Raw genomic sequence first — 21,197 nt, forward strand, 5'->3', positions numbered from 1 at the left:
CTACTTTACAAGAGGTGGTAAAATTTGCAGCAAACCCATGGGCAAAATAAACAGAACATCGAAAAGCAACTCTGCGAGCGTTTAAAGATCAACTCGGACTTTGTCGAGAAGAATGTGACAGTAGCCAATCATCAATATAAAGGGTATTACCTCAACACTTTGGTCAATCTTCCAGCGACTCTATCCGAAATTAACCATAAAGTTCAAGGGGAACCCAACGAATCTTATGCGGATAAGTTCAGGTTCGAACGGGATCCATCCTTGGATCAATTATCGAACGAGATATTACAAGGTAAACTTGTATTGTTTGACATTGAAGGATTAGTTATGGTTATTTCGCCAGAAAAGTTGGATATCTCTAGGTCAGTAGGCCCCCCGCAGAGTGAAAATCCCCTTCAATCCGCATTTGATGCCTTTACAGAGGACATTGACATTAACCTCGGCATGCTGCGCAAAAAAATGGTAAGTGATCAACTGGTGATTGAGACCCGCTCAACTGGTGTAAGGTCTACCAAGAAACTTGCGGTTGTTTATATAAAGGGAGCCGCTCCAGATAGAGTAATCGAATCTATTCTAGGAAAACTTGAAGAAAACAAGGAACAGGAAGTGACAACGGTTCGGGATCTGCTGGGAGTCCTCGGGCACCCCAAATTTACAATTACACCTACCTACATATCTTCAGAGCTGCCCGGAGAAATGGTGCAGAACTTGATGAATGGAAGAGTGGTTATTCTGATTGACCAATTCTCTTTTGCCTTTGCATTTCCGGCAATTGTCACGGATTTGTGGTCCACTACCCTAGATGTAAATTATCCATATCTCTTTCAGATTTTTCTGAGAACGGTTCGTGCTATCGCCGCATTTCTCGCCATTACCCTCCCTGGATTGTACGTCGTACTGAATTCGGTGAACCCGGAATTGTTGCGCATCCAGTTGGCAATCACGGTAGCGAAGAGCAGGGAAGGAGTACCGTATCCGTCTTTAATTGAAATGCTACTGGTGATGCTGCTATTAGAGATGATTATCGAAGCGACCATTCGCTTACCCAAAAATATCGGTCCCACAATAACGATGATCGGTGGTATTCTCCTGGGCCAAGCCATCGTACAGGCCAAACTTGTCAGCAATCTGCTGCTCATCATTCTTGTTGCATCAGCCATTGCCAATTTCGCCCTTGTGGGATACATGAATACAACGGGAATACGAATATACAAATACGTGGTCATGCTTATCAGCACCTTTTTCGGAATATGGGGGCTTGAAGTAGCAATGATTTGGTTCGTACTTTATCTTGCCTCGCTGAAAATATCCACTGTTCCTTATTTGAGTTTCAGTGTGAAAGGAAAAGCTACGGATGAATAAGGCACATATACTTATGCTGTTCATACTGCTTCACTTGGCTTCTATTTTTGCAATTTTACCTGAACGCATCTTATCTTCGACTTCTGAAGGCCACTGGGTAGCCATCACAATTCTTTTTGTGACAGAATTGATGGTTCTTTGGTTATATATGAAATCGTTGCAGCCGTTTCCCGGGAAAAGCGCGATAGATATATGTTTGGCATCACTGGGAAATTGGGGGACAAGACTCGTCGTTTTACCGATAATCGTCTTTATGTTCATTGAAGTTCTGCTGCTTATGTACTTTCAAGAGGTGGAGATCAAAGCGGTGCTTCTTCAAAAAACACCAGCGCCGGCGACACTTCTCCTTTTTATCTCGCTTTGCTTCTATGCGGCTTGGAAAGGGTTGACTGTCATCATTCGAGCAAGTATCGCACTTAGCATACTTCTGATGCCGTTTATCGTTTTCTCTATATTGATCAGCATCCAGAATTTCCGGATCAGTTATATTTTTCCGATTTGGGATAGTCATTGGTCTTTTTTTGCCCAACCGGATTTTTACTTGTGTACGGTTATTTTTAGCGGATTTTTGTTCCTTGGCATGTTACCCTCGAAGCAGCGAATCAGCTTTGGCCAAATATCCCTTGCAATGGGGATCATTTTTGTGTTGGCAATGGGATCAGTATATGTTCCGCTAATGGTCTTTGGACATGAGACAGCGGTTAACCTCCAGTATCCGATGCTTATGTCATCGGATACAGTTGACTTGGAGTGGGTTATTTTCGATTGGCTTCCCAGCTTCTACGTGGTTGCCTCCAGCGCTCTTGGCTTGCTGAAGGTTTCTGTGTTGTTATGGATACTTGTTACGCTGGCGCATCGCCTGTTCTTACCCGGGATCGGCGCTGTCTGGATACTCGCAGTGATTTGTGCTGCTTTGTATCTTATTTCTATGATAATTCCAAATGTTGACGCTTTGAATCATTATTTTCATCTGAATACCATCGTTTGCGTCTATAGTGTCATAGGTTTTCCAATTATCGTATTTCTAGCGTCACTGCGGCAAAGAAAGCGGGTGATCTAGTGATATCGAAGTTGCTAAAAACACTTCTTGTAACGGCGTTAATGTGTATGCTGCTTGCAGGATGTTGGGATACGAAGGACATTAACAAACAATATTTACCTGTAGTTATGGGCGTGGGAAAAGGTGAGAGCGAAAAATATCGGATCGTTCTTCAGATCCCCGACGCGGCAGGGAAAACGCAAATATTGGACAAAGAAGCATCATCTATTAGTAAGGCTATTGACTTGATTCGGACCGATTCGGAGAAGAGCATTGACCTAGTACATTTGAGATTGTTACTGATCGACAAACAGATTGCCAGTGAAGGTATTGAGAATCTGATTAACTTTTCGGTAAGGGCAAATGACATTTCTATTAAAGGATTGGTCGCTATCATTGACGGTAATTTCGAAAAAACGATGTATCATCAAATATCGGCTACTCCAGAGGTTTCATCCTATGACTATTTTAGTCAGGATGCTGGGTGGACCCCTAATCAATCGATTGTTCGAATTTGGGAAGCTTACCAAAGCCTTCATTCTTATACCGAAGATATGGCACTACCAATGCTCAAAAACGGCGAGCGAACCTTATTCAGCTTTATAGGAACGGCTATTATGCAAGAAGACCGCATGGTCGGTACGCTGGATCAGGAAGAAACGCTGTTATTCAATCTATTTAAAGGAAGATATACGGGAGGAACCATTGAGGTAGCACAGAACACCAGCGTTCTGATTGACAATGCTAAAATTAAGCATCATGTCAATTGGAGGGAGCAGGGGCCGTTGCTTCAAACCGAAATCAAGCTTAATGTGCTGATTACAGAAAGCCCCGAAGGAAAATCCACGTCGATAATCGAAAAGGAACTGAGGGAACAACTTAGCAAGCAATTCAATGATACAGCCAAAAAAATTCGTTCCTTTGAATCTGATGTCTTGGGTATAGGCATGTTGTTTCGCCCTCGATTATCCGAAGAACAGCTAAAAGAATGGAAATCGAAATGGTTTCTGAAGTTAGAACAGGAAATTGACGTTAAAGTCAATGTACTGAACGAGATTTATTTTAAAGAGAACGCAACCGATCAACAGGAGCAGGGACGCATGCTAAAAAAAGAGGCAAAATAGCACGATAGCATTATCTGTATTGTGAATAAAGATACTAAGCGGGCAGTTAGTATTAGACTGGACCCCATAATTGAAAACAGTAGAGGACTAAGACCTGAAAATAAAGTCTTAGTCCTCCACTGTTTTTATTGTGGTGGAAATCCTTGTGAGAAGGATCACGATCAGTACTGCAAACAGAGTGATCGAAATCGTAACGTTAAAGAAGCCAAATACAATCGCCGCCAAAGAGACGGAAAACAAAGTCACGTACAAACTCAAAGAACTTGCCTTTTCCATGATAAGCTTCTTCCGTTCGTCATGCTCTTCGATGTATAGCGTCTTTAGCAACGATTCATTTCGCAGCGCAGCCCGCAATTTTTTCCCGAACAACAAAATTATGATCTGCATGCCGATAAAAATCCCAACTTGCACTCCGTGTACCAAATCGCCCGCGTCGCTTTGGAACTTATACCCGTACAGTGCAGTCAAAATAACGATCAGAGAAAACACACCGGTTGCACCGATAAGCCATCTTAATCTTCACTTTAAAACCGCCCGAAACTCTGTCATTACCCTTCAACCTCCACATCACTGAAATTAAACACATCTTCAATACTTAAGTGAAAATATTTTGCGATTTTATATGCTAGTACGAGCGAGGCAACATACTTCTCGTTCTCGAGCGAAGTTATCGTCTGACGCGTCACGCCGACCGCGAGTGCAAGCTCCTCTTGACTGATCTTGTGCTTTTTACGCAACTCCTGAATCTTCGTCTTCATGGTCTTGGTCCTCACCCCCCAAATGTATAGTTAACTTTACACTTTTAGTATAGTATGCTTTGCATTTAATGTAAAGCTCACTTTGCACAAATTGTAAAAATTGTACCTCTGTACCTGAGCAAGTGAAAGAAAAAGGAGCAGCTGAGTTGAAGATGGTGTAAATGTTGCTCTTGCATTAGCAGCTTTCACAGCAGGCATTGAAAAGCATAGGTAAATAGTTCATCCGCTATAGAAAAGACATGTTGGAAATTAACTGGAAGTAAAGATCGAAGAGTTATTTACAGGAAGATATTGTTAATTATAAAATTGAACTAATATCATTTTAAGACTTTAAATATTCAAGTACCGCGCTTGTTAAAAACCTATCGCCTCTTTGCAGGTGTAGGTTTTTTTATTTAGATTTTAATTTGACGATAAGGAAGTGCCTATTAAAATGATCTCTTCAAATGATTGCTTTATCTGCAGCAAACATAAAGGTCAACTTAAAGTAAATGGTGGGTGCATTTATGAAGATGAATTTGTGTATGTGGGGCATATTGGGTCTAATGAACCTTTAATTTATTTGGGCTACCTTATTGTGGATCTAAAGCGGCATGCGGCTGGTTATGGTGATATGAACGATGATGAAGCGCGCGCTATTGGATTTATTTTAAATAAGTTAGGTGGAGTATTAAAAAACTCAGAAAGTGCAGAACATATATATAGCTTTGTACAAGGTGACGCTTTTCCTCATTTTCATATTCATCTTATTCCAAGGTATCCTGGAACACCCAAAGAGTTTTGGCATCCAACAAATATTAGAAACTATAAAGAAGTACATGGTACAGTTAATCAAGTAGAAGAAATCTGTTCCAGATTGAGAAGTGTTTTTCAGCGTGAAATTGAATAGTCTAACAAATTTAAACTGGATTGGATCTGAACGAACATATCTTCATAAAAAATTGATGAACAAGTCCTTCAGTGAGCTATCTAAACTAGCTAATTCGACGCAATTCAGTTAGGCAGTCATTCCGAAGATGAGTACAGACCTAATAGATTATGCTCTTCACGTTGGCGATTTGGTGTGGTGTAGAATTCGGGTGTGATGTTGGTATTTATTAATATCTCAAAATAGTGCATAATCAAGTTTATAGGTATTTCTATTTGTACTATCGAGTTAAGTATTTCACACAATATTACACTAGACCTTCCCTTTTTTAGTAGGATAAGTATATGATATCTAAAATTCAACTTATTGAATTATCCTAAAATAAACGTTGACATGTGCGCACGAATGCATATAATAAATTTAGGAGGTAGCGTAATGGGATTAAATCTTGATCCAAATAAATGTAAAAAGCTGATCGAAGACAATATTGATATTGAGTTTTTTCGAGCAGTATTAGATCCAGTGCGGAGTGAGTTGTTGATTTTTCTTTCTGCAAATGGTGAAATGACGATCGGTGGTATTGCAGAATATTTTCCACAGAATCGTTCAGTTATTTCTCGGCATCTTGATTACATGAGTCGTTTTGATATCGTTCAAAGGAGAAAAGAAGGGCGAGAAGTTTATTACAAAACAAATAATAATTTCATTGTGAATAAATTTGAACAAACATCTAATAATATGAAAGCACTCATGAATTTGAATTTGAAATTGTGAATAAATTTGAATAAATAGCTAACAATATGAAAGCACTAATGATTTTGAAATAATGCAGTGCTTTTTAATTTAACGTATACGTGCAGTTGTACGCACGTATACATGAGAGTATTGTTTATTTTGATAAAATCAAATATGCACGACCTGGATTCTCCGAGAATGAAGTGAAAAAGATGTTTAACCTGATGCTAAGAGACAGATAAAATGTAGAAAAAGATTGTGCAATTGTAAAAAGGGAAACAAGAGAAACCATTAATTTCGTAAACGGAGGATAAATAAATTGACAATAAATATAAAAAAGTGCACGTTAGAATATCTAGGATTACTTCAAGAAATTAGTGTTGAAACATTTAATGAAACATATAAGAATCAAAACTCACCTGAAAACATGAAAACCTATATGGATAAAGCATTTAACACTAAACAATTAGAAGAACAATTATCAAATATCTCGTCGGAATTCTATTTTATTTATTCTAATGAGGAACTTGCAGGGTATTTAAAGTTAAACTTCAATAATGCTCAAACTGAAACAATGGGGAATAATTCGCTTGAGATCGAGAGAATCTATATAAGAAAAAAATTTCAAAAACAGGGTCTTGGAAAATATCTAATAAATAAAGCAATAGAATTAGCAATGGAACGGAATAAAGAGAAAATCTGGCTAGGGGTTTGGGAAAATAACGAGAGTGCAGTAACCTTTTATAAAAAAATGGAATTTGTTCAAACGGGGACCCACATTTTCAATATGGGGAATGAAGAACACCTAGATTTTATTATGTGCAAAACACTTATATAACATTTTCACTGTAGCTAATAGTAATGGTGTTCTGAAAAAGGGATAAATATGAAAGCACTCATGAATTTGAAATAATACTGTGCTTTTTATTTTAATAAAAGCGTGCATTTATGCACATATACACATGAGAGGAGTGTTTATTTTGATACAATCAAAAACAAAATGGTGGGTTTTAGCTACTGTTAGTTTAACCGTGTTTATGGCGATGTTAGATATTACAATTGTCAATGTTGCATTACCAGAAATACAACAAGATTTTTCATCGAATTTTTCAAATTTACAGTGGGTGTTGAATGCCTATACTTTAGTATATGCTGCAATGTTGTTGCCAGTTTCAAAATTAGGAGACATTATCGGACGTAAAAAAGTCTTTTTATTAGGATTGGGTATTTTTACGATTGGTTCTTTGGCCAGTGGATTTGCAAGCAGTGATATTTGGTTAAATATATTCCGTGGATTTCAAGGAATTGGTGGAGCAGCTATGATGTCATTATCATTAACAATAGTTACTTCTTCATTTCCTGAAAAACAAAGAGGACTTGCACTGGGTATTTGGAGTAGTGCCGTTGGGCTTGCTATTGCCGGTGGTCCTTTGATTGGTGGGGCATTAGTTGATAGTTTTGGTTGGCGATCTATTTTTCTAGTTAATATTCCTGTTGCGATTGTAGCAATTATATTAGGAATATTTGTTATTAAAGAAAGTGAAACTAACAAAAATGCAAAAATTGATATTTTAGGACTGATTTTTAGCACAGCCATGATTTTTACGATGATTTTGGCCTTAATTCAAAAATCGACGAATGGAGATTATGCATGGACTGATTGGCACATTTTAAGTCTACTTGGATTATCACTTGTTTTACTTATTGCTTTTATCATTACCGAAAGAAAAGTAGCACAGCCGATGATTGAATTATCTATTTTTAAGAATTGGACATTTAATGGGGCTAATATCGCGGCTTTTGTATTAGGTGCTGGACTATACGGAGGTTTTACCTACTTGACCATTCTTATGCAAAATTACATGGGGTATTCAGCTTTTGATACAGGTGCAAAAATGTTACTCATTAGTGGTTTTACGATAGTTCTTGGTCCAATTGCAGGAATTATCTCAGGTAAAATTGGTAATCGTTGGTTAGTTAGTGGAGCACTATTAATTGGTGCAATCGGAATATTTGTTATGCGTTATATGATCAAAGTTCCGTTTGAATGGAGCTATCTGATGCCTGGTTTTATTCTTTTAGGTATTAGCAATGCTCTAGTCAATCCACCTATTACAAATGCTGCTATGAGTTCAGTTGACAAAGAGTATGTAGGTATGGCTTCAGGTATCTTAAATGTCTTTAGACAAGTGGGTATCTCCTTTGGTGTTGTAATGCTGGGAATTAAATTAACGGAAGGTTATAACACTTCGTTGAACACTAATATTATGAATTTAGCCAATATTCCTACCGATTTTAAAAATCAAATGCTGGATGTTTTCCATAAAGCTGGAGCTTTTGGAGGTTCACAAATCTTTGGTAGCGAGCAAGCTGAAGCATTTAAAGCTATGCCAGCTTTTGAAGAAATGAAGACGCTCGTTTTTAATGCTTTTAATTCAGGTATGCAAAATGTAACGCTATTGATTGGTATCTTCTTATTAATTGGTACATTCGCGAGTGCAATTATGATTAAAAACAAGAAAAATACTCAGAATGGGAATTAATCTTCATTCATCTGATGAATTCTTAATTTTACTTTATTTGAAAGGTGATTATAAATGAGAACAATACTGAAATTTAAATGGTTGGTGCTTGCTGTTTGGCTAATCGCAGCGGTGGTACTTATGGCTACCGCACCGGGCATGCAGGATCTGGTACGAACAAAGGGGCAAATTAATGTTCCAGATGGGTACTCTTCTACCGTAGCCCGCGAATTAGAGAAAGCCATTGGGGAGAGCGACAGCTCTGGTGCCAGCAGCGGAATGCCAACCGTGCTTGTATTCCATAAGGATGAAGGGTTGTCAGCTGCAGATATTGCAGAGGTGAAGGACGGTATCGATAAGCTTAAGAGCGACGGAAAGTCGATCGGCGTGTTGTCGGTCACGACTCACTTTGATACCAAGGAGCTGGCAGAGCAGATGGTATCAAAGGATGGCAACACCATCATTGCCCTCGTTAATGTCGAGGCGGGCGACCGTGAACTCTCCGAGCTTCGAGACGGCCTGTACGGAGCGATCTCGGACGTAAAGGTGGAGCATTATTATACGGGTAACTGGCTAATATCCGAGGACGTTCTCCAAAGCTCGCAAGATGGACTTAAGAAAACAGAATTCATTACACTTGGTTTTATTCTAGTTATTTTATTCGTTGTATTCCGTTCGGCCATCGCGCCGTTTGTGCCGCTTGTAGCGGTAGGATTTACGTATTTAATTTCGCAGTCCATTATTGCTTTTCTGGTCGAATACTTCGACTTCCCGTTGTCTAATTTTACGCAGATATTTTTGGTCGCCGTATTGTTCGGGATAGGAACCGATTATTGCATTCTGCTCATCAGCCGCTTCAAGGAAGAGCTTGCCCATAGTGGCGGTGATAAGACGGAAGCGATCATCAATACGTACCGTACAGCAGGAAAAACAGTATTGTTTTCTGGATTAGCTGTATTGGTCGGTTTTTCTGCTATTGGCTTCTCTACCTTTATGCTTTATCGCTCGGCTGTTGCCGTTGCGATCGGCGTAGCTATTATGCTCATCGCTTTGTTTACGATTGTACCATTCTTTATGGCGTTGCTCGGAACCAAGCTGTTTTGGCCGGCAAAAGGCTCTTTGGAGCATAAGCCAAGCAAGCTATGGGGAACGGTCGGCAAGTTTTCCTTGAAACGTCCATTGTGGGCGCTCATTATATTAGCCGTCATTATTGTTCCGTTCTTAACAGCTTATAAAGGCACGATCTCTTTTAATTCGTTAGACGAGATTGGCTATAAATACGATTCGGTTAAAGCTTTTAATATCATATCAGACAGCTTCGGCCCTGGGGATTCACTTCCGACAACCGTAATTGTCAAAACCGATAAGCCGCTGGATACGCCTGAAGGGCTTGCTACGTTGGAGCAAGTAAGCCGAGAGCTGGCAAATACGCAAGGTGTAAAAGCAGTGCGCAGCGCTACTCGTCCAACAGGAGAGGTTATGGAGCAGTTTCTTGTCTCCGATCAAGTGGTAACTTTGGAGGAAGGTCTTGGCCAAAGTGGCGAAGGCTTAGGGAAAATTGGGGATGGGCTGTCAGAAGCAAGCAGCGCTTTGAATGAAAATGCGCCAAAATTGAATGAGGCCGTTGATGGCGCCGGACAGCTCGTTGTAGGCACCAATAAGCTGAAGGATGGCATTGTGCAGCTTGGTGATGGCTTGAAACGGATCCAGCAAGGCTTGAATATCGGCTCGGTCGGTGCGGACGAGCTTAGCGAGGGACTAAAGCAAGCGCAGTCGAGCGCCGAGCAGTTAGCTGACGCAAGCAAGCAGCTGCAGGTCAGCTATGAACAGCTGGGTGGAGGTCTTGGACAATTGACAGGTGCTTATACCGCCATTGCATCGGAGCAAGCGAAGCTTGCGGATGGTTTGTCAGGCGTCGAACAAGGGCTATCAGGCCTGCAAGAGAGCTACCCAGAGCTGCAAAATGATGAAAACTACAAGCAAGCTCTAAGCACACTGGCTCAACTGCAAGCGGGAGCTTCAGGCATTAGCGACCAATTGAAACAGCTAAACGAGCAGCTTGTCGGCATTTCTTCTGGCATGACGCAGGCCAATGTAGGCTTCTTACAGGCAGCAGAAGGCCAGTCGTCACTGGCTTCGGGTCTTGGCAAGCTGGTCGCGGGACTGTACGAGCTGCAGAAAGGGATTGCGCAGGCCGCTGCAGGACAAGGAGAAATCGTCTCTCAGCTACCAAGCGTAACGCAAGGTTTTAACGAGCTGACCGATGGCCAGAAAGAGCTGCAAGCGGGCTTCGCTTCACTTAACGATCAGCTTGGCGAGCTTACAAGCGGCCTTGACCAGAGCGTAGAAGGCTTGACACAGGTAACAGATGGACTTGCTTTGGCAAGAGTCTACCTTAATGGTCTTGCCGGATCGCCGAATAAACAAATGACGGGGTGGTACATTCCGCAAGAAGCCATTGCGAACGAGGAGTTCCAAGCGGCGCTTAATGTTTATATGTCGGAGGATCGTCAAACGGCTAAGTTCGATGTCGTGTTTGCCAGCAACCCTTACTCCCAAGAAACAATGGCGCAAATCGACGAGCTTGAAGCGGCTGTGAATCGCGTAATTCAAGGCTCCGAATATAGCGGCGCGCAGGTGGCCATTGGCGGCATAACGAGCATGAACAACGATTTGAGCAACATATCGAAAGCCGATTATTCGCGTACGGTTATCTTGATGTTGATCGGAATATCGATTATTTTGATTATTTTGTTCCGTTCGATCGTCATGCCATTGTATATGGTAGCCTCACTGCTGGTTACCTATTATTCCTCCATGGCGATTGCAGAGGTCATATTTGTACGGTTGTTAGGCCTATCGGGCATTAGCTGGGCGGTTCCGTTCTTCGGCTTCGTCATGCTGGTAGCGCTCGGTATCGATTATAGTATCTTCCTGATGGATCGGTTCAAGGAGTACCGCCATCTCTCGCCGCAGGAAGCTATTCTTGAAGCGATGAAGAACATGGGAACTGTCATTATGTCTGCAGCGGTTATTCTAGGCGGTACGTTTGCAGCGATGCTCCCTTCTGGCGTAATGTCGCTCCTGCAAATTGCGACTATCGTGCTTTGCGGATTGTTTATGTACGCTTTGCTCATGCTGCCGCTATTCATTCCCGTTATGGTCCGTACGTTCGGACCAGCGAACTGGTGGCCTTTCATGGGCCGCAGGCAGAATGAGGAGCAATAGAGTCGTTCACGCGGCGGGCATCAACTTAAGGGGGAAGCAAGTCTCCCATAATTCCACGCATTAAATAAATAGAAAAAAGGATTACCTAGGGCATGCATCAGCGGCTCAGAGGTAATCCTTTTTGTTTATGCTTATTTTTGTACGGCTAGAATTTCATTGATTTGCAGCTGCTGCTCATAAAGTAATAGCTGCAAATGCTCGGCTCGTTCCTTACAAGCGAAGGCTTCTTGCTCTGCAATGGAATCATGCTACCTCACTTTAATTTACCGTGAAGGTGATGAGGCACGCTATAATAGTATTTATGTCTCCTAACAGAGTCGTTCTCTCTAGGGACATACCTCCACTATGATCATGAGGGGTAAATCGTCACATCAGTAATTTTTTCATCGCTGATTTTTAAGTTTAATTTGTTGGTTAGCATTTTTCTTAATATCATTTCTGTCTTATTTAAATCCTCTTTTTGTTTTTCGATTTCGGCTAGCTTACGATATATCAGCTCAATTTTCTTATCGATCGAAATATCATCACCATTACTGGATTGAATCTCGGTGATCTCCTTCAAGGAGAAACCTACAGAATGAACTGTTTTGATCATTAACAGATGCTCAATTACATCGAAAGAATAATTTCTATAATTGTTATCATCTCTGTCTATATATTTTTCAGGAAGCAGACCTTGTTTCTCATAAAATCTGATTGTTGACACAGCTAATCCAGTTGCCTTGGAAACTTCATTAATTTTCATGAGGGCACCTCAAAATTTTGTCTTGACCTTAAACATTACTTCATAGTTTATGATGCTACTAGTAAATAGCATAAGAGTCAATACTAAAATAAAAAGAATGGTGGTAGCTACAATGTACAATGAGAAGCACGAAACACGGGCAGTTGTATTGGGTGGGGGAGGAGTTACCGGAATAGCCTGGGAGATCGGGATGCTAACAGGCTTACTCCATGCAGGGATCAAATTAGAAGATGCGGACGTGATTATTGGAACATCTGCTGGTTCATTTGTTGGCGCCGCACTGGCATGTCATTATGATCTAAATAAACTTTATGAATCTCAGTTAGTCCCAAATACCGCTGAAATCAATACTTCAACTGATAATTTAACTAAGTTTCTATGGATTAGGGCTGTTCTCTTGGGTGGAAGAAATCCTAAAAAAACAGGAAAAATGTTTGGAGATATTGCTAAAAGGCACCCCTCTAAAGTTACACAAGAAATGCGGAGATCCGTTGTAAAATCAAGGCTTGTGACAACCGAATGGCCGTCCAATTTAAATGTGACTGCAATCAATGCGGCGACAGGTGACCTTCATTTATTGAATAAGGATTCGGGAGTTTCTCTGTTGGAGGCCGTATCTGCAAGTGGTGCTGTTCCAGGAATATGGCCGTTTATAAGCTTTGGCGGACAAGACTGGATTGACGGTGGGATGGTATCAAGCACGAACGCTCATTTAGCAAGCGGTTTTAATAAAGTCATCGTGTTATCACCCATGCCTAAGAGACACGGGCTTGTTCCAGGTGTTAAGAATGATGTAGCAGAATTACAAAAAAGTGCAAAGGCCTCTCTTATTATACCCGATGGAAACAGCATTGTAGCGATGGGGAAAAATCGTTATGATCCAAGCTGTGTACCAACATCGGTAAAAGCCGGATACGATCAAGCTATACAAGAAGCTCCGAGTATACGGGAAATCTGGGACTAATTTTCAGAAAATAGTGTGCGTCCAGGATTGAAAAGAATCGAGATATTTGGAGAATGGGAATACATGTGGACTTGTGATATCTAATGCATAACATTTTTGACTATTTCCTAGTATCAATTTATACTGTAGTTAGTTTCAATATTAGGGGGATGTATCAAGTGTCTGCTGTTGTTCTTAGCTAATTAATTGCATTAGGTTTATTCTATTTAAATTTCAGAATTCCACTTATTTGAGTGGTTTATTTCTTCATGAAATAAATGGAATAACCCTGCAATAGTTAAGAACATGGGACATCGACTACTTTTAGTTGACTGCGGAACCGTGCTCTCATGCACGGTTTTTTACATTTTGCCCTAATTGTCAAGATTCATTTGTTTTGACATTCGTTTGAATTGGGACATCATGTTATCCGTTAGTCAATTCCCTATGGGGGCAGGAGATGAACGATATGTTCATTTTCTGCCCTTTTTTTGCTTTTAAAAATAATGGGGAAGTGAGTGATTTCTAAATGAGTTTTATGTAAGGCTCGGCATTTCGACAAAAGAGCTTTCCGGAAAGATATTTCTGCCCGATCCTATTGCTGCATCAATATAGAAAGAGCTTGTGGCGAAAGATACAGATTTCGATTCAGAGCTGTGCGATATTTATTCCGGTCGCCCCAATTGAAATCGAAGTGCAAGACGGAGTCCAGTTTGTAGAGATATTCTTTGGAGTGCGTAATATGCTCTACTGAGTAAACCAAAAATAAATAGATTGGTAGGTAGATTAACTTGGAACAGAATATGATCATTATTGCTCAAGGTTTAGCCGAAGTACTTCAACGCGGAAAGGTACGTCATTTAGAGAAAGGGTATATGACAGATGCTGAACGTGGGTGGTCTGGTGCGGAAGTACGTCGTATAGAGGTTACTTACGAAAATGGTCAAAAGGAGAGCGTGATATTTAAAGAAGCCGCTCTAAAAGAACGCATGGCGATGAAAACGTTAACTGACCAGGGCCATCGAAACTCGCCCGCAGCTTTTTCACTCGATATAGAAACAGATGAGCCTAGATGGATGGCGATAGAAGATTTGGGAAGTGTTAAATCTCCTCCGTCTTGCGTAGATTGGTCGCCAAGGGTTGCGGAGGCATTAGCTAGAATCCATACAAGTAATATGGGTAGAGGTGAGGAGATGCTGTGGCTGCCTCATGCTGACGGTCATTATTGGAAAAATTATTTGGTTACGCAAGTGTCTGTGGACCATTTTGAAACGCTTATGGAGCAAAATCCCGAATTTTGCAGGGAATTTGGTGCTTATATGCCATCACTGCGTGAAAAAGCTAACGCTTTTGCACGCGATATGGAGGCTTTGTACGATGAGAAGGAAAGCCTGACTCTTACGCATGGAGATTTGCAGTCGGTAGATGGTTCCCACATACATTATTATAATGGAAAACCATATTTTATTGATTTCGGGTGGTGCTATTATGCGCCTTTTTATATTGACCTGGCCAGTTATTTTAACCTTGAGCATGCCAAACTTTATTACAACGAATTAATTTCAAACGGTATCTCACTTAGCTATGATGATTTTTATGAAAGATTGAGGGCAGCATTTCGATACTCTGGCTTGATATATTTATGTCCCAGCATTAGACAATGGTCTCTCGGGCCTACTGAACAAACAGGTAAACGTCTGCTTCATATGTTGAAGATTGTACTTACAGGAGAATTCCCTGAGCGTAGGATAGATTACTCTAGCGAGCTTTTCTCAAAGCTGCTCAAGGAACATAAGAACGGTACACTTCATAAGCTCAATTAAATTGTTTCTTTTTTAATCATCTTGATTTATCCGATGCTTCGACAACGATAACGACTATTCCTTTGGATGAGCTGTAATATATCCATGTGAAAGGGAAGTAGATATTGCAAGATCTGAGAGGATGTTGGATCAACTGAAGCATATAAAAAATAAATTATCAGTAAGTATATTCCGTCTTGAACCAATTAGCCTCAAACGAAAACTACATTGCGACTAACTAGATGGTGAAAGTCAGCCTTTGTTATTTGATAAATGAAGGTAGTATTCGGTTAACTATATAAGTTGTTGTTATCCGACACATAGATTTCAAGTCAGTGTAACGGGTTCCGTTAAGTTATAGACATATGTACAAAGTACTATATAATATTAAATGTAATAAATTGTTTACTATGTTATATTATTGAACTATCTTATAAAGGATAGTCCAAAAGCGAGTACACGTAATTATTGAAAAGCGAGTGAAATTTTTCGTTAACATATATGTTGTTGGACAACAATTTATTTAAAAGTAGGTCGAGATTGTTTTGAGTTTATTTAGTCTAAATAGTCTCGATTTTTAAAAAGAGCTGTCGTAAAAATAAAAAAGGGGGCTTGCTGACACCATATATACTATGAAAAAAACATAAAGTAAATCGTAAGCTAGATTGAATGAAAAGAAGATTCTTAAAGGTAGGTTGTTTTCTAAAGATTGTTGTTTTTGGAATTTAGATCTGTATTAATAGTAAAAGGAGATAATGTATATGAAAAAAATAACAATGACATTAGGGATATTAATACTATTAGTTACACTTACAGCATGTAATATTAAGAATAACAGCTATACAGACCCCGACGGAAACGAATATAAATATAAATTAGAATTAACAGGTACATTACCTAACGCTTCAAAAGAATCAAAATATATTATTTTAACGAATGACAACACATTGACCTATGATAAAGTAGCAAAGAGTATTTATAGTAGCAATAGTAAAGACAGTGATGGAATAGATTATTACCTATTGTTAAGTGAATAATGGATGAAGAACAAATTATATTACTATGAAAAATGAAAGGGGAATCGATTAACTATAAGTTCTTGTCTTCCGACAATAGTTTTAGACCTATCACAGCAGAAGTCTTTAACGAACGAACTTTTGGAAGGGGAGTGAGGAAAATGACAAATATTAAAGATATATCGTAAAAAATCATGTTAGGATGATTTTTTTCGATATACTGTTTCAAAATTTAAGTTAATGTAGACTTTTCGGCACTTTTCTTTCATTCCTGTTTGTGCCTACTTAGTCGGAATGGAGATTATTATGAAAAGAGTTGGAATTATTACTCTTTATTTCAAAAACTATAATTACGGGGGCCAACTTGGAGCTTATGCACTGCAAAAAGCTATAGCTAAGTTAGGATTTCATTGTGAGCAAATTACATTCATGTGGCTAAACGAATACACCTTACAAGCATATGAAAGTGCTAAAAGTGCTGAACATTTTAGCACTTTTTCCGAAAGCATTCCCCACAGCGAATGCTTATATACAGTATCTGATATTGCAGAATGTGTTGATGATTACGATATTTTTGTTTGCGGTAGCGACCAAATATGGGGTTTACCATGGGTTATTTCGGATGACATTTTACCCTGTATGGCACTTTCTTTTGTTCCAGCATCAAAAACGAAAATCGCATATGCAGCAAGCATGGGAGGAGCAGAAATAGGGCCCGATCGAAAAAATATCCTTGCTCCACACGTTAACTCCTTAGACTTTGTTTCTGTTCGTGAAAAAAGTGCAATCCCTTTCGTGAAAACGATGAAAAATGGACAGGTCACTCATGTATTGGATCCTGTAATGCTTCTTGATAAATCCGAATGGGATGATATAGCTGCTACTCCGCCAGAAAAAGCCTATATACTCACTTATGATTTACGAAATATTACAGGGGTTCAAGAATATGCTGAAGCACTTTCAAAAAAGTATGGATACGTGATTATATCTCTTGCAACTGCTGGATCAGCCACGGTTGGTCCGAAGGAATTTGTAGGGTACATAAAACACGCTAAGTATTTTATTACTAGTGCTTTTCATGGGGCTGTTTTTGCTATTTTATATAAGGTTCCATTTTTGGTTTTCCCGGTATCTGATAATCCAAAAGACCCCAAATCAATGGATTCAAGACTGATAGCTCTGCTGGATACGTTTAGCTTATCTTCTTGCTATGTTTATGATACAGCAAATATTCCAGATATTAATGATGTTACTTTTCATCATATAGACGAATCAAAAACAAGTGCATTTCGTCATCATTCACTTCAATTTCTTAAAGATGCTTTGGAATCTTAAAATAAACCAAAGCATGTGTGCGCTAGGTGATGATATCAGTCAAGTTTCGAACCTTTTCATACCGAATATATGCAATGTAGTGTTAAAAGGGGAGACGGTAACAGTGAAAGTGTTACGGTTCAATCCGAGTATAGAATCGTGGGAACTGTCGATGAAAGAAGTCGGATCGTCTGGCAAAAAAAGCGTTCCATTGATGAGCACTGCCATGTCTAAGGCGTTAGAGGACGCAGAAAAGAATTTAAAAACGAAATATATTTGAGGCATTTAGTGTATGACACTAAATGTCCAAGGACACAAAAGTACCTACATAATCGTGTTTAATCAACACCATATTTTAGCTGCAATATATAGTAACAATGTTGTAAAACCCTTGCATGAGGCCCCGAAAGAGATTAAACCCGTTTATAACAAAGACGATAAACGAGTCTAAAGCTGATAGGTTTGACAACACAATCATCAGCACCCGCTTGAAAACTCTCCCGCATCAGATGGTCATTAGTATAAGACAACATGATAATCGGCACATCATAGTGTCTCTTAATCCAAAAACAAATTGATTGGATCTTGAGATTCCTCTACAAGGTAGCCTTCCTTCTCTAATGCAGATTTCAAAAGCTTTCGAATACGTTTATCTCGATCAACAATGAGAATTTTTACTGGTTTTCCATACATCTTACTTCTACTAGTTGAATTTAATTTTTTTTGATGAAGAAGCATCCTCGTTTCTCAGTTCACTCTAAATTGTGATTTACTAAGTATATACCCCCGTTGCACCCGAATCCATTGGGGAGTATACATCATACTCCCGCCCTCGAACCGTAGGTGTAATTGTTCAAGCAGAAACTAAGCCCGTCGTTCCTCAACGAATGACTTTTTTATTCCAATACTGATTTTAAACAGAAATTAGGGGATAGAGAAGTAGTTATGTTTTTAATCATACGTAAAATTTATATGATATCCGTACAGCAACGATATAATTGTCGAAGGACAAGAACATGTATCATTTGCCGAATTGAACGGCCAATGCCAAACGTTAAAAGGTCAATGACTCTAACAGGTAATTAATATCATTTTCATAAATTAGTCAAAAAGGGGTGACTGTTCCTTGAAGATTTCATGTCAAGGAAGTGACCGCAATTGTATCATTCAAAAGTAAAGATATAATAAATATATATAAGGCTTGTATTCAAAGAACTACGAGAGCGAAGATGATTCAAGACTTCATCGTTTTTGTATAGATTTGAATTTATCATCACAAGCTAGAATGTGAAAATTTTCTCATTCTATTTTATATAATGAGCGTCGAAAGAGAAAAAGGAGGTTACATGAATATGGAGATTGACACAGTCTTATGGAGCAGACTGGTGACCGGGTTAACACTTGGTTTTCACGTTATTTTCGCAACACTTGGTGTAGGTGTCCCGCTAATGATTGCTATTGCAGAGTTCATCGGCATCCGGAAAAAGGATCCACATTACATACTTATGGCGAAGAGGTGGTCACGAGGGTTTGTTATTTCAGTGGCAGTTGGTGTTGTGACAGGCACAGCGATATCCCTCCAACTTGCCTTAGTATGGCCAAATTTCATGAAACTGGCCGGGAATGTTATTGCATTGCCGCTATTTATGGAAGTATTCGCGTTCTTTTTTGAAGCCATTTTTCTTGGGATTTATCTGTACACGTGGGATCGGTTCAAAAACCCTTATATTCACTGGCTGCTGACCGTTCCGATTGTCATCGGAGCAGGGATGTCTGCTGTTTTTATTACAACCGTGAACGGATTCATGAACCAGCCTGAGGGATTTGTTATAGAGGCAGGCCACTTCATGGCTGTTAACCCCGTGCAAGCGATGATGAATACAGCGACGTTCTCCAAGGTCTTCCATGTACTAAGCTCAGCCTATCTGACGGGAGCTGCTCTGTTAGCTGGGATTGCCGCTTTTGCAATGCTTAGAAAAGGGGTATCTGCTTACCACAAGAAAGGCTTAAACCTTATGATGGCCGTTGTTTTGGTATTTAGCTTACTAAATACCTTAGCTGGAGATGTATCTGCTAAGTTTTTGGCCGAGCACCAGCCGGAGAAGCTTGCAGCTGCAGAATGGCATTTTGAGACAGAAAGTGGGGCAGATTTGATTTTATTAGGGTGGCTAAATGCAGAGCATGAAATTATAGGTGCTCTTCACCTGCCCAAACTACTTAGCTTCCTCGCCTTTGGAGATTTCAATGCCGAGGTAACCGGTCTGGAAGAATTCCCACTGGATGAGCGTCCGCCACTTCTGGTTCATTATTTGTTTGATGTAATGGCTGGGATTGGATTCGCCCTGTTCGCGATCTCCTGTCTATATTTCCTGTTTGTGTTTTGGAAGAAGCGCAATGAGCTGAACAAGTGGCTGCTTCGTCTCATTGCGCTAAGTGCACCACTTGCTTTTCTTGCAGTTGAGATGGGCTGGTTTTATGCAGAAGTCGGCAGACAGCCGTGGATTATCCGAGGGTATATGCGTGTGAAGGAAGCTGCTACATCATCACCGAGTGTGAGAGTTTTGTTTTTCGTCTTCTTGCTCTTGTACATCGTACTCGGCGTCATATGTGTTTTCGTGTTAAGACGATTGTTCAATAACAATCCTGCTGATCTCGAGATGGAGAGATGGTTGAAGGAGAAACATAATGAATCCGCGGAGAAAGGAGAGCAAATCTGATGAGTTATGAATTGATTGGAATTTCAGTGCTTTGGCTGTTCCTATACGGCTATCTCATTGTAGCTTCCATTGATTTCGGTGCAGGATTCTTTGCCTTCTATGCACGTCTGACGAAGCAAGATCACCTGATTAATCGTCTGATCTCCCGCTATCTATCGCCGGTCTGGGAGATTACAAATGTATTTTTTGTCTTTTTCTACATTGGCATAGTCGGATTCTTTCCGGATACCGCCTATTATTATGGATCTGCCTTAATTGTTCCGGGAAGTATAGCTGTCATTCTACTTGCCATTCGTGGTTCATTCTATGCTTTTGAGAATTATGGTTCCAAAAATAACATCGTGTTCTTGTTTTTATACGGAGCTACAGGTTTACTTATTCCAGCATCGTTGTCAGTGGCTCTAACACTGTCTGAAGGCGGATTTATTCTGAAGCAAGGCGAGTTGATTTCTCTGGATTACTGGGCGCTGTTTACCAATCCGTTATCTTGGAGCATCGTTGGACTAGCCATCGTCTCCGTATTATTTATTAGCGGATCGTTTCTGGCATTTTATGCTTCACGGGCAGAGGATCATGCTGCATTAAAGCTCATGCGGAACTATGCTTTGTTTTGGAGCACACCGACCATTATACTGGCACTGACCGCATTTATATTTTTAGGTCAACATAATGATCGTCATTTTCAAAATATGATGGATTTGTGGTGGCTGCTTGCGCTATCTATTGCTTTTTTCATGATTGCCATGTGGTTGCTATATAAGGGACGCCGTTACGGATTAGCTTTTAGTTGCATCATGCTGCAATTTTTCACCGCTTTTTTCGCTTATGGGATTGGCCAATATCCTTATATTCTTGATCCATATATTACGATTCAGAGCAGCGCCACCTCGCCAGCAATGGGTTTCGCGCTGGTAGTTGTATTTATCGGGGGACTTTGCTTGTTAATTCCGTCTCTTATTCTGGTCTTCAAACTTTTCCTATTTGATGCGGACTATGTAAAAGGGAAAAAATAAAGGGAGGTGGA

At 40.0% G+C, this 21,197-nt stretch carries 18 protein-coding genes; 14 read left to right on the forward strand and 4 right to left on the reverse strand.

Features of this window, described 5'->3' with window-relative positions; genetic code table 11:
* Positions 1–24 precede the first annotated feature (24 nt).
* From NV377_RS04570 to NV377_RS04580, 3 genes are read left to right on the forward strand one after another with little or no spacing between them, the layout of a single operon-like run.
* Entirely contained in the window at positions 25–1,362 is a 1,338-nt protein-coding gene (locus NV377_RS04570; RefSeq protein ID WP_258199971.1) for a spore germination protein, read from the forward strand.
* Complete coding sequence (locus NV377_RS04575) at positions 1,355–2,422, forward strand: GerAB/ArcD/ProY family transporter (RefSeq protein ID WP_258199972.1); 1,068 nt, start codon at positions 1,355–1,357, stop codon at positions 2,420–2,422. Before NV377_RS04570 ends, NV377_RS04575 begins: the two co-directional genes overlap by 8 nt.
* Complete coding sequence (locus NV377_RS04580; protein ID WP_258199973.1) at positions 2,422–3,525, forward strand: Ger(x)C family spore germination protein; 1,104 nt, start codon at positions 2,422–2,424, stop codon at positions 3,523–3,525. The genes NV377_RS04575 and NV377_RS04580 overlap by 1 nt, the downstream gene beginning before the upstream one ends.
* Positions 3,526–3,633: 108 nt before the next feature.
* On the opposite strand, the gene NV377_RS04585 is transcribed toward NV377_RS04580, so the two are convergent.
* The gene (locus tag NV377_RS04585) at positions 3,634–4,014 is read right to left on the reverse strand and encodes a DUF2178 domain-containing protein (protein WP_258199974.1); all 381 of its coding nucleotides are present in this window, start codon (positions 4,012–4,014) and stop codon (positions 3,634–3,636) included.
* Positions 4,015–4,073: 59 nt separating this feature from the next.
* The gene (locus NV377_RS04590) at positions 4,074–4,283 is read right to left on the reverse strand and encodes a helix-turn-helix transcriptional regulator (protein ID WP_258199975.1); all 210 of its coding nucleotides are present in this window, start codon (positions 4,281–4,283) and stop codon (positions 4,074–4,076) included.
* 433 nt (positions 4,284–4,716) lie between these two features.
* On the opposite strand from NV377_RS04590, the gene NV377_RS04595 reads away from it, so the two are divergent.
* The 5 genes from NV377_RS04595 to NV377_RS04615 all read left to right on the forward strand — a co-directional run bounded on the left by NV377_RS04595 (position 4,717) and on the right by NV377_RS04615 (position 11,636).
* Positions 4,717–5,172, forward strand: coding sequence for an HIT family protein (locus NV377_RS04595; protein ID WP_258199976.1), 456 nt, complete (start codon positions 4,717–4,719; stop codon positions 5,170–5,172).
* A gap of 414 nt (positions 5,173–5,586) precedes the next feature.
* Positions 5,587–5,925, forward strand: coding sequence for an ArsR/SmtB family transcription factor (locus NV377_RS04600; protein WP_258199977.1), 339 nt, complete (start codon positions 5,587–5,589; stop codon positions 5,923–5,925).
* Between the two features lie 280 nt (positions 5,926–6,205).
* Positions 6,206–6,724, forward strand: coding sequence for a spermidine/spermine N(1)-acetyltransferase (gene paiA / locus NV377_RS04605; RefSeq protein ID WP_258199978.1), 519 nt, complete (start codon positions 6,206–6,208; stop codon positions 6,722–6,724).
* Positions 6,725–6,866: 142 nt separating this feature from the next.
* Positions 6,867–8,429: an MFS transporter gene (locus NV377_RS04610; RefSeq protein ID WP_258199979.1), complete on the forward strand. Its 1,563-nt coding sequence runs from the start codon at positions 6,867–6,869 to the stop codon at positions 8,427–8,429.
* 54 nt (positions 8,430–8,483) lie between these two features.
* On the forward strand, positions 8,484–11,636 hold the full coding sequence (locus tag NV377_RS04615; RefSeq protein WP_258199980.1) for an MMPL family transporter: 3,153 nt from the start codon (positions 8,484–8,486) through the stop codon (positions 11,634–11,636).
* Positions 11,637–11,985: 349 nt separating this feature from the next.
* Here the strand turns inward: NV377_RS04615 and NV377_RS04620 are convergent, their stop codons facing one another.
* On the reverse strand, positions 11,986–12,381 hold the full coding sequence (locus tag NV377_RS04620) for a MerR family transcriptional regulator (protein WP_258199981.1): 396 nt from the start codon (positions 12,379–12,381) through the stop codon (positions 11,986–11,988).
* Positions 12,382–12,493: 112 nt separating this feature from the next.
* Between NV377_RS04620 and NV377_RS04625 the strand changes: the two genes are divergently transcribed.
* The 4 genes from NV377_RS04625 (at position 12,494) to NV377_RS04640 (ending at position 17,477) form a co-directional block, all read left to right on the forward strand.
* Entirely contained in the window at positions 12,494–13,345 is an 852-nt protein-coding gene (locus NV377_RS04625) for a patatin-like phospholipase family protein (RefSeq protein WP_258199982.1), read from the forward strand.
* Between the two features lie 770 nt (positions 13,346–14,115).
* A complete protein-coding gene (locus NV377_RS04630) occupies positions 14,116–15,147 on the forward strand; it encodes a protein kinase family protein (protein ID WP_258199983.1) in 1,032 nt (343 codons plus the stop codon).
* Between the two features lie 740 nt (positions 15,148–15,887).
* Positions 15,888–16,163 (forward strand): hypothetical protein, encoded by a 276-nt coding sequence (locus NV377_RS04635; protein WP_258199984.1) that lies wholly within the window; start codon positions 15,888–15,890, stop codon positions 16,161–16,163.
* 285 nt (positions 16,164–16,448) lie between these two features.
* The gene (locus NV377_RS04640; RefSeq protein ID WP_258199985.1) at positions 16,449–17,477 is read left to right on the forward strand and encodes a polysaccharide pyruvyl transferase family protein; all 1,029 of its coding nucleotides are present in this window, start codon (positions 16,449–16,451) and stop codon (positions 17,475–17,477) included.
* 537 nt (positions 17,478–18,014) lie between these two features.
* Here the strand turns inward: NV377_RS04640 and NV377_RS04645 are convergent.
* Positions 18,015–18,149: a hypothetical protein gene (locus NV377_RS04645; protein WP_258199986.1), complete on the reverse strand. Its 135-nt coding sequence runs from the start codon at positions 18,147–18,149 to the stop codon at positions 18,015–18,017.
* 659 nt (positions 18,150–18,808) lie between these two features.
* Between NV377_RS04645 and NV377_RS04650 the strand changes: the two genes are divergently transcribed.
* Together NV377_RS04650 and NV377_RS04655 are read left to right on the forward strand one after the other, a co-directional pair.
* Complete coding sequence (locus NV377_RS04650; protein WP_258199987.1) at positions 18,809–20,173, forward strand: cytochrome ubiquinol oxidase subunit I; 1,365 nt, start codon at positions 18,809–18,811, stop codon at positions 20,171–20,173.
* Positions 20,173–21,186, forward strand: a complete 1,014-nt coding sequence (locus NV377_RS04655) for a cytochrome d ubiquinol oxidase subunit II (protein WP_258199988.1) — start codon at positions 20,173–20,175, stop codon at positions 21,184–21,186. The genes NV377_RS04650 and NV377_RS04655 overlap by 1 nt, the downstream gene beginning before the upstream one ends.
* Positions 21,187–21,197 lie beyond the last annotated feature (11 nt).

The organism is Paenibacillus endoradicis (assembly GCF_024721975.1).

What these genes read in the sequence shown, in the direction of transcription:
- NV377_RS04575 (WP_258199972.1), top strand. Translation starts at nt 1,355, where the DNA reads ATGAATAAGGCACATATACTTATGCTGTTCATACTGCTTCACTTGGCT.
- NV377_RS04590 (WP_258199975.1), bottom strand. Translation starts at nt 4,283, where the DNA reads ATGAAGACGAAGATTCAGGAGTTGCGTAAAAAGCACAAGATCAGTCAA.
- NV377_RS04595 (WP_258199976.1), top strand. Translation starts at nt 4,717, where the DNA reads ATGATCTCTTCAAATGATTGCTTTATCTGCAGCAAACATAAAGGTCAA.
- NV377_RS04600 (WP_258199977.1), top strand. Translation starts at nt 5,587, where the DNA reads ATGGGATTAAATCTTGATCCAAATAAATGTAAAAAGCTGATCGAAGAC.
- NV377_RS04615 (WP_258199980.1), top strand. Translation starts at nt 8,484, where the DNA reads ATGAGAACAATACTGAAATTTAAATGGTTGGTGCTTGCTGTTTGGCTA.
- NV377_RS04620 (WP_258199981.1), bottom strand. Translation starts at nt 12,381, where the DNA reads ATGAAAATTAATGAAGTTTCCAAGGCAACTGGATTAGCTGTGTCAACA.
- NV377_RS04625 (WP_258199982.1), top strand. Translation starts at nt 12,494, where the DNA reads ATGTACAATGAGAAGCACGAAACACGGGCAGTTGTATTGGGTGGGGGA.
- NV377_RS04635 (WP_258199984.1), top strand. Translation starts at nt 15,888, where the DNA reads ATGAAAAAAATAACAATGACATTAGGGATATTAATACTATTAGTTACA.
- NV377_RS04640 (WP_258199985.1), top strand. Translation starts at nt 16,449, where the DNA reads ATGAAAAGAGTTGGAATTATTACTCTTTATTTCAAAAACTATAATTAC.
- NV377_RS04645 (WP_258199986.1), bottom strand. Translation starts at nt 18,149, where the DNA reads ATGTATGGAAAACCAGTAAAAATTCTCATTGTTGATCGAGATAAACGT.
- NV377_RS04650 (WP_258199987.1), top strand. Translation starts at nt 18,809, where the DNA reads ATGGAGATTGACACAGTCTTATGGAGCAGACTGGTGACCGGGTTAACA.
- NV377_RS04655 (WP_258199988.1), top strand. Translation starts at nt 20,173, where the DNA reads ATGAGTTATGAATTGATTGGAATTTCAGTGCTTTGGCTGTTCCTATAC.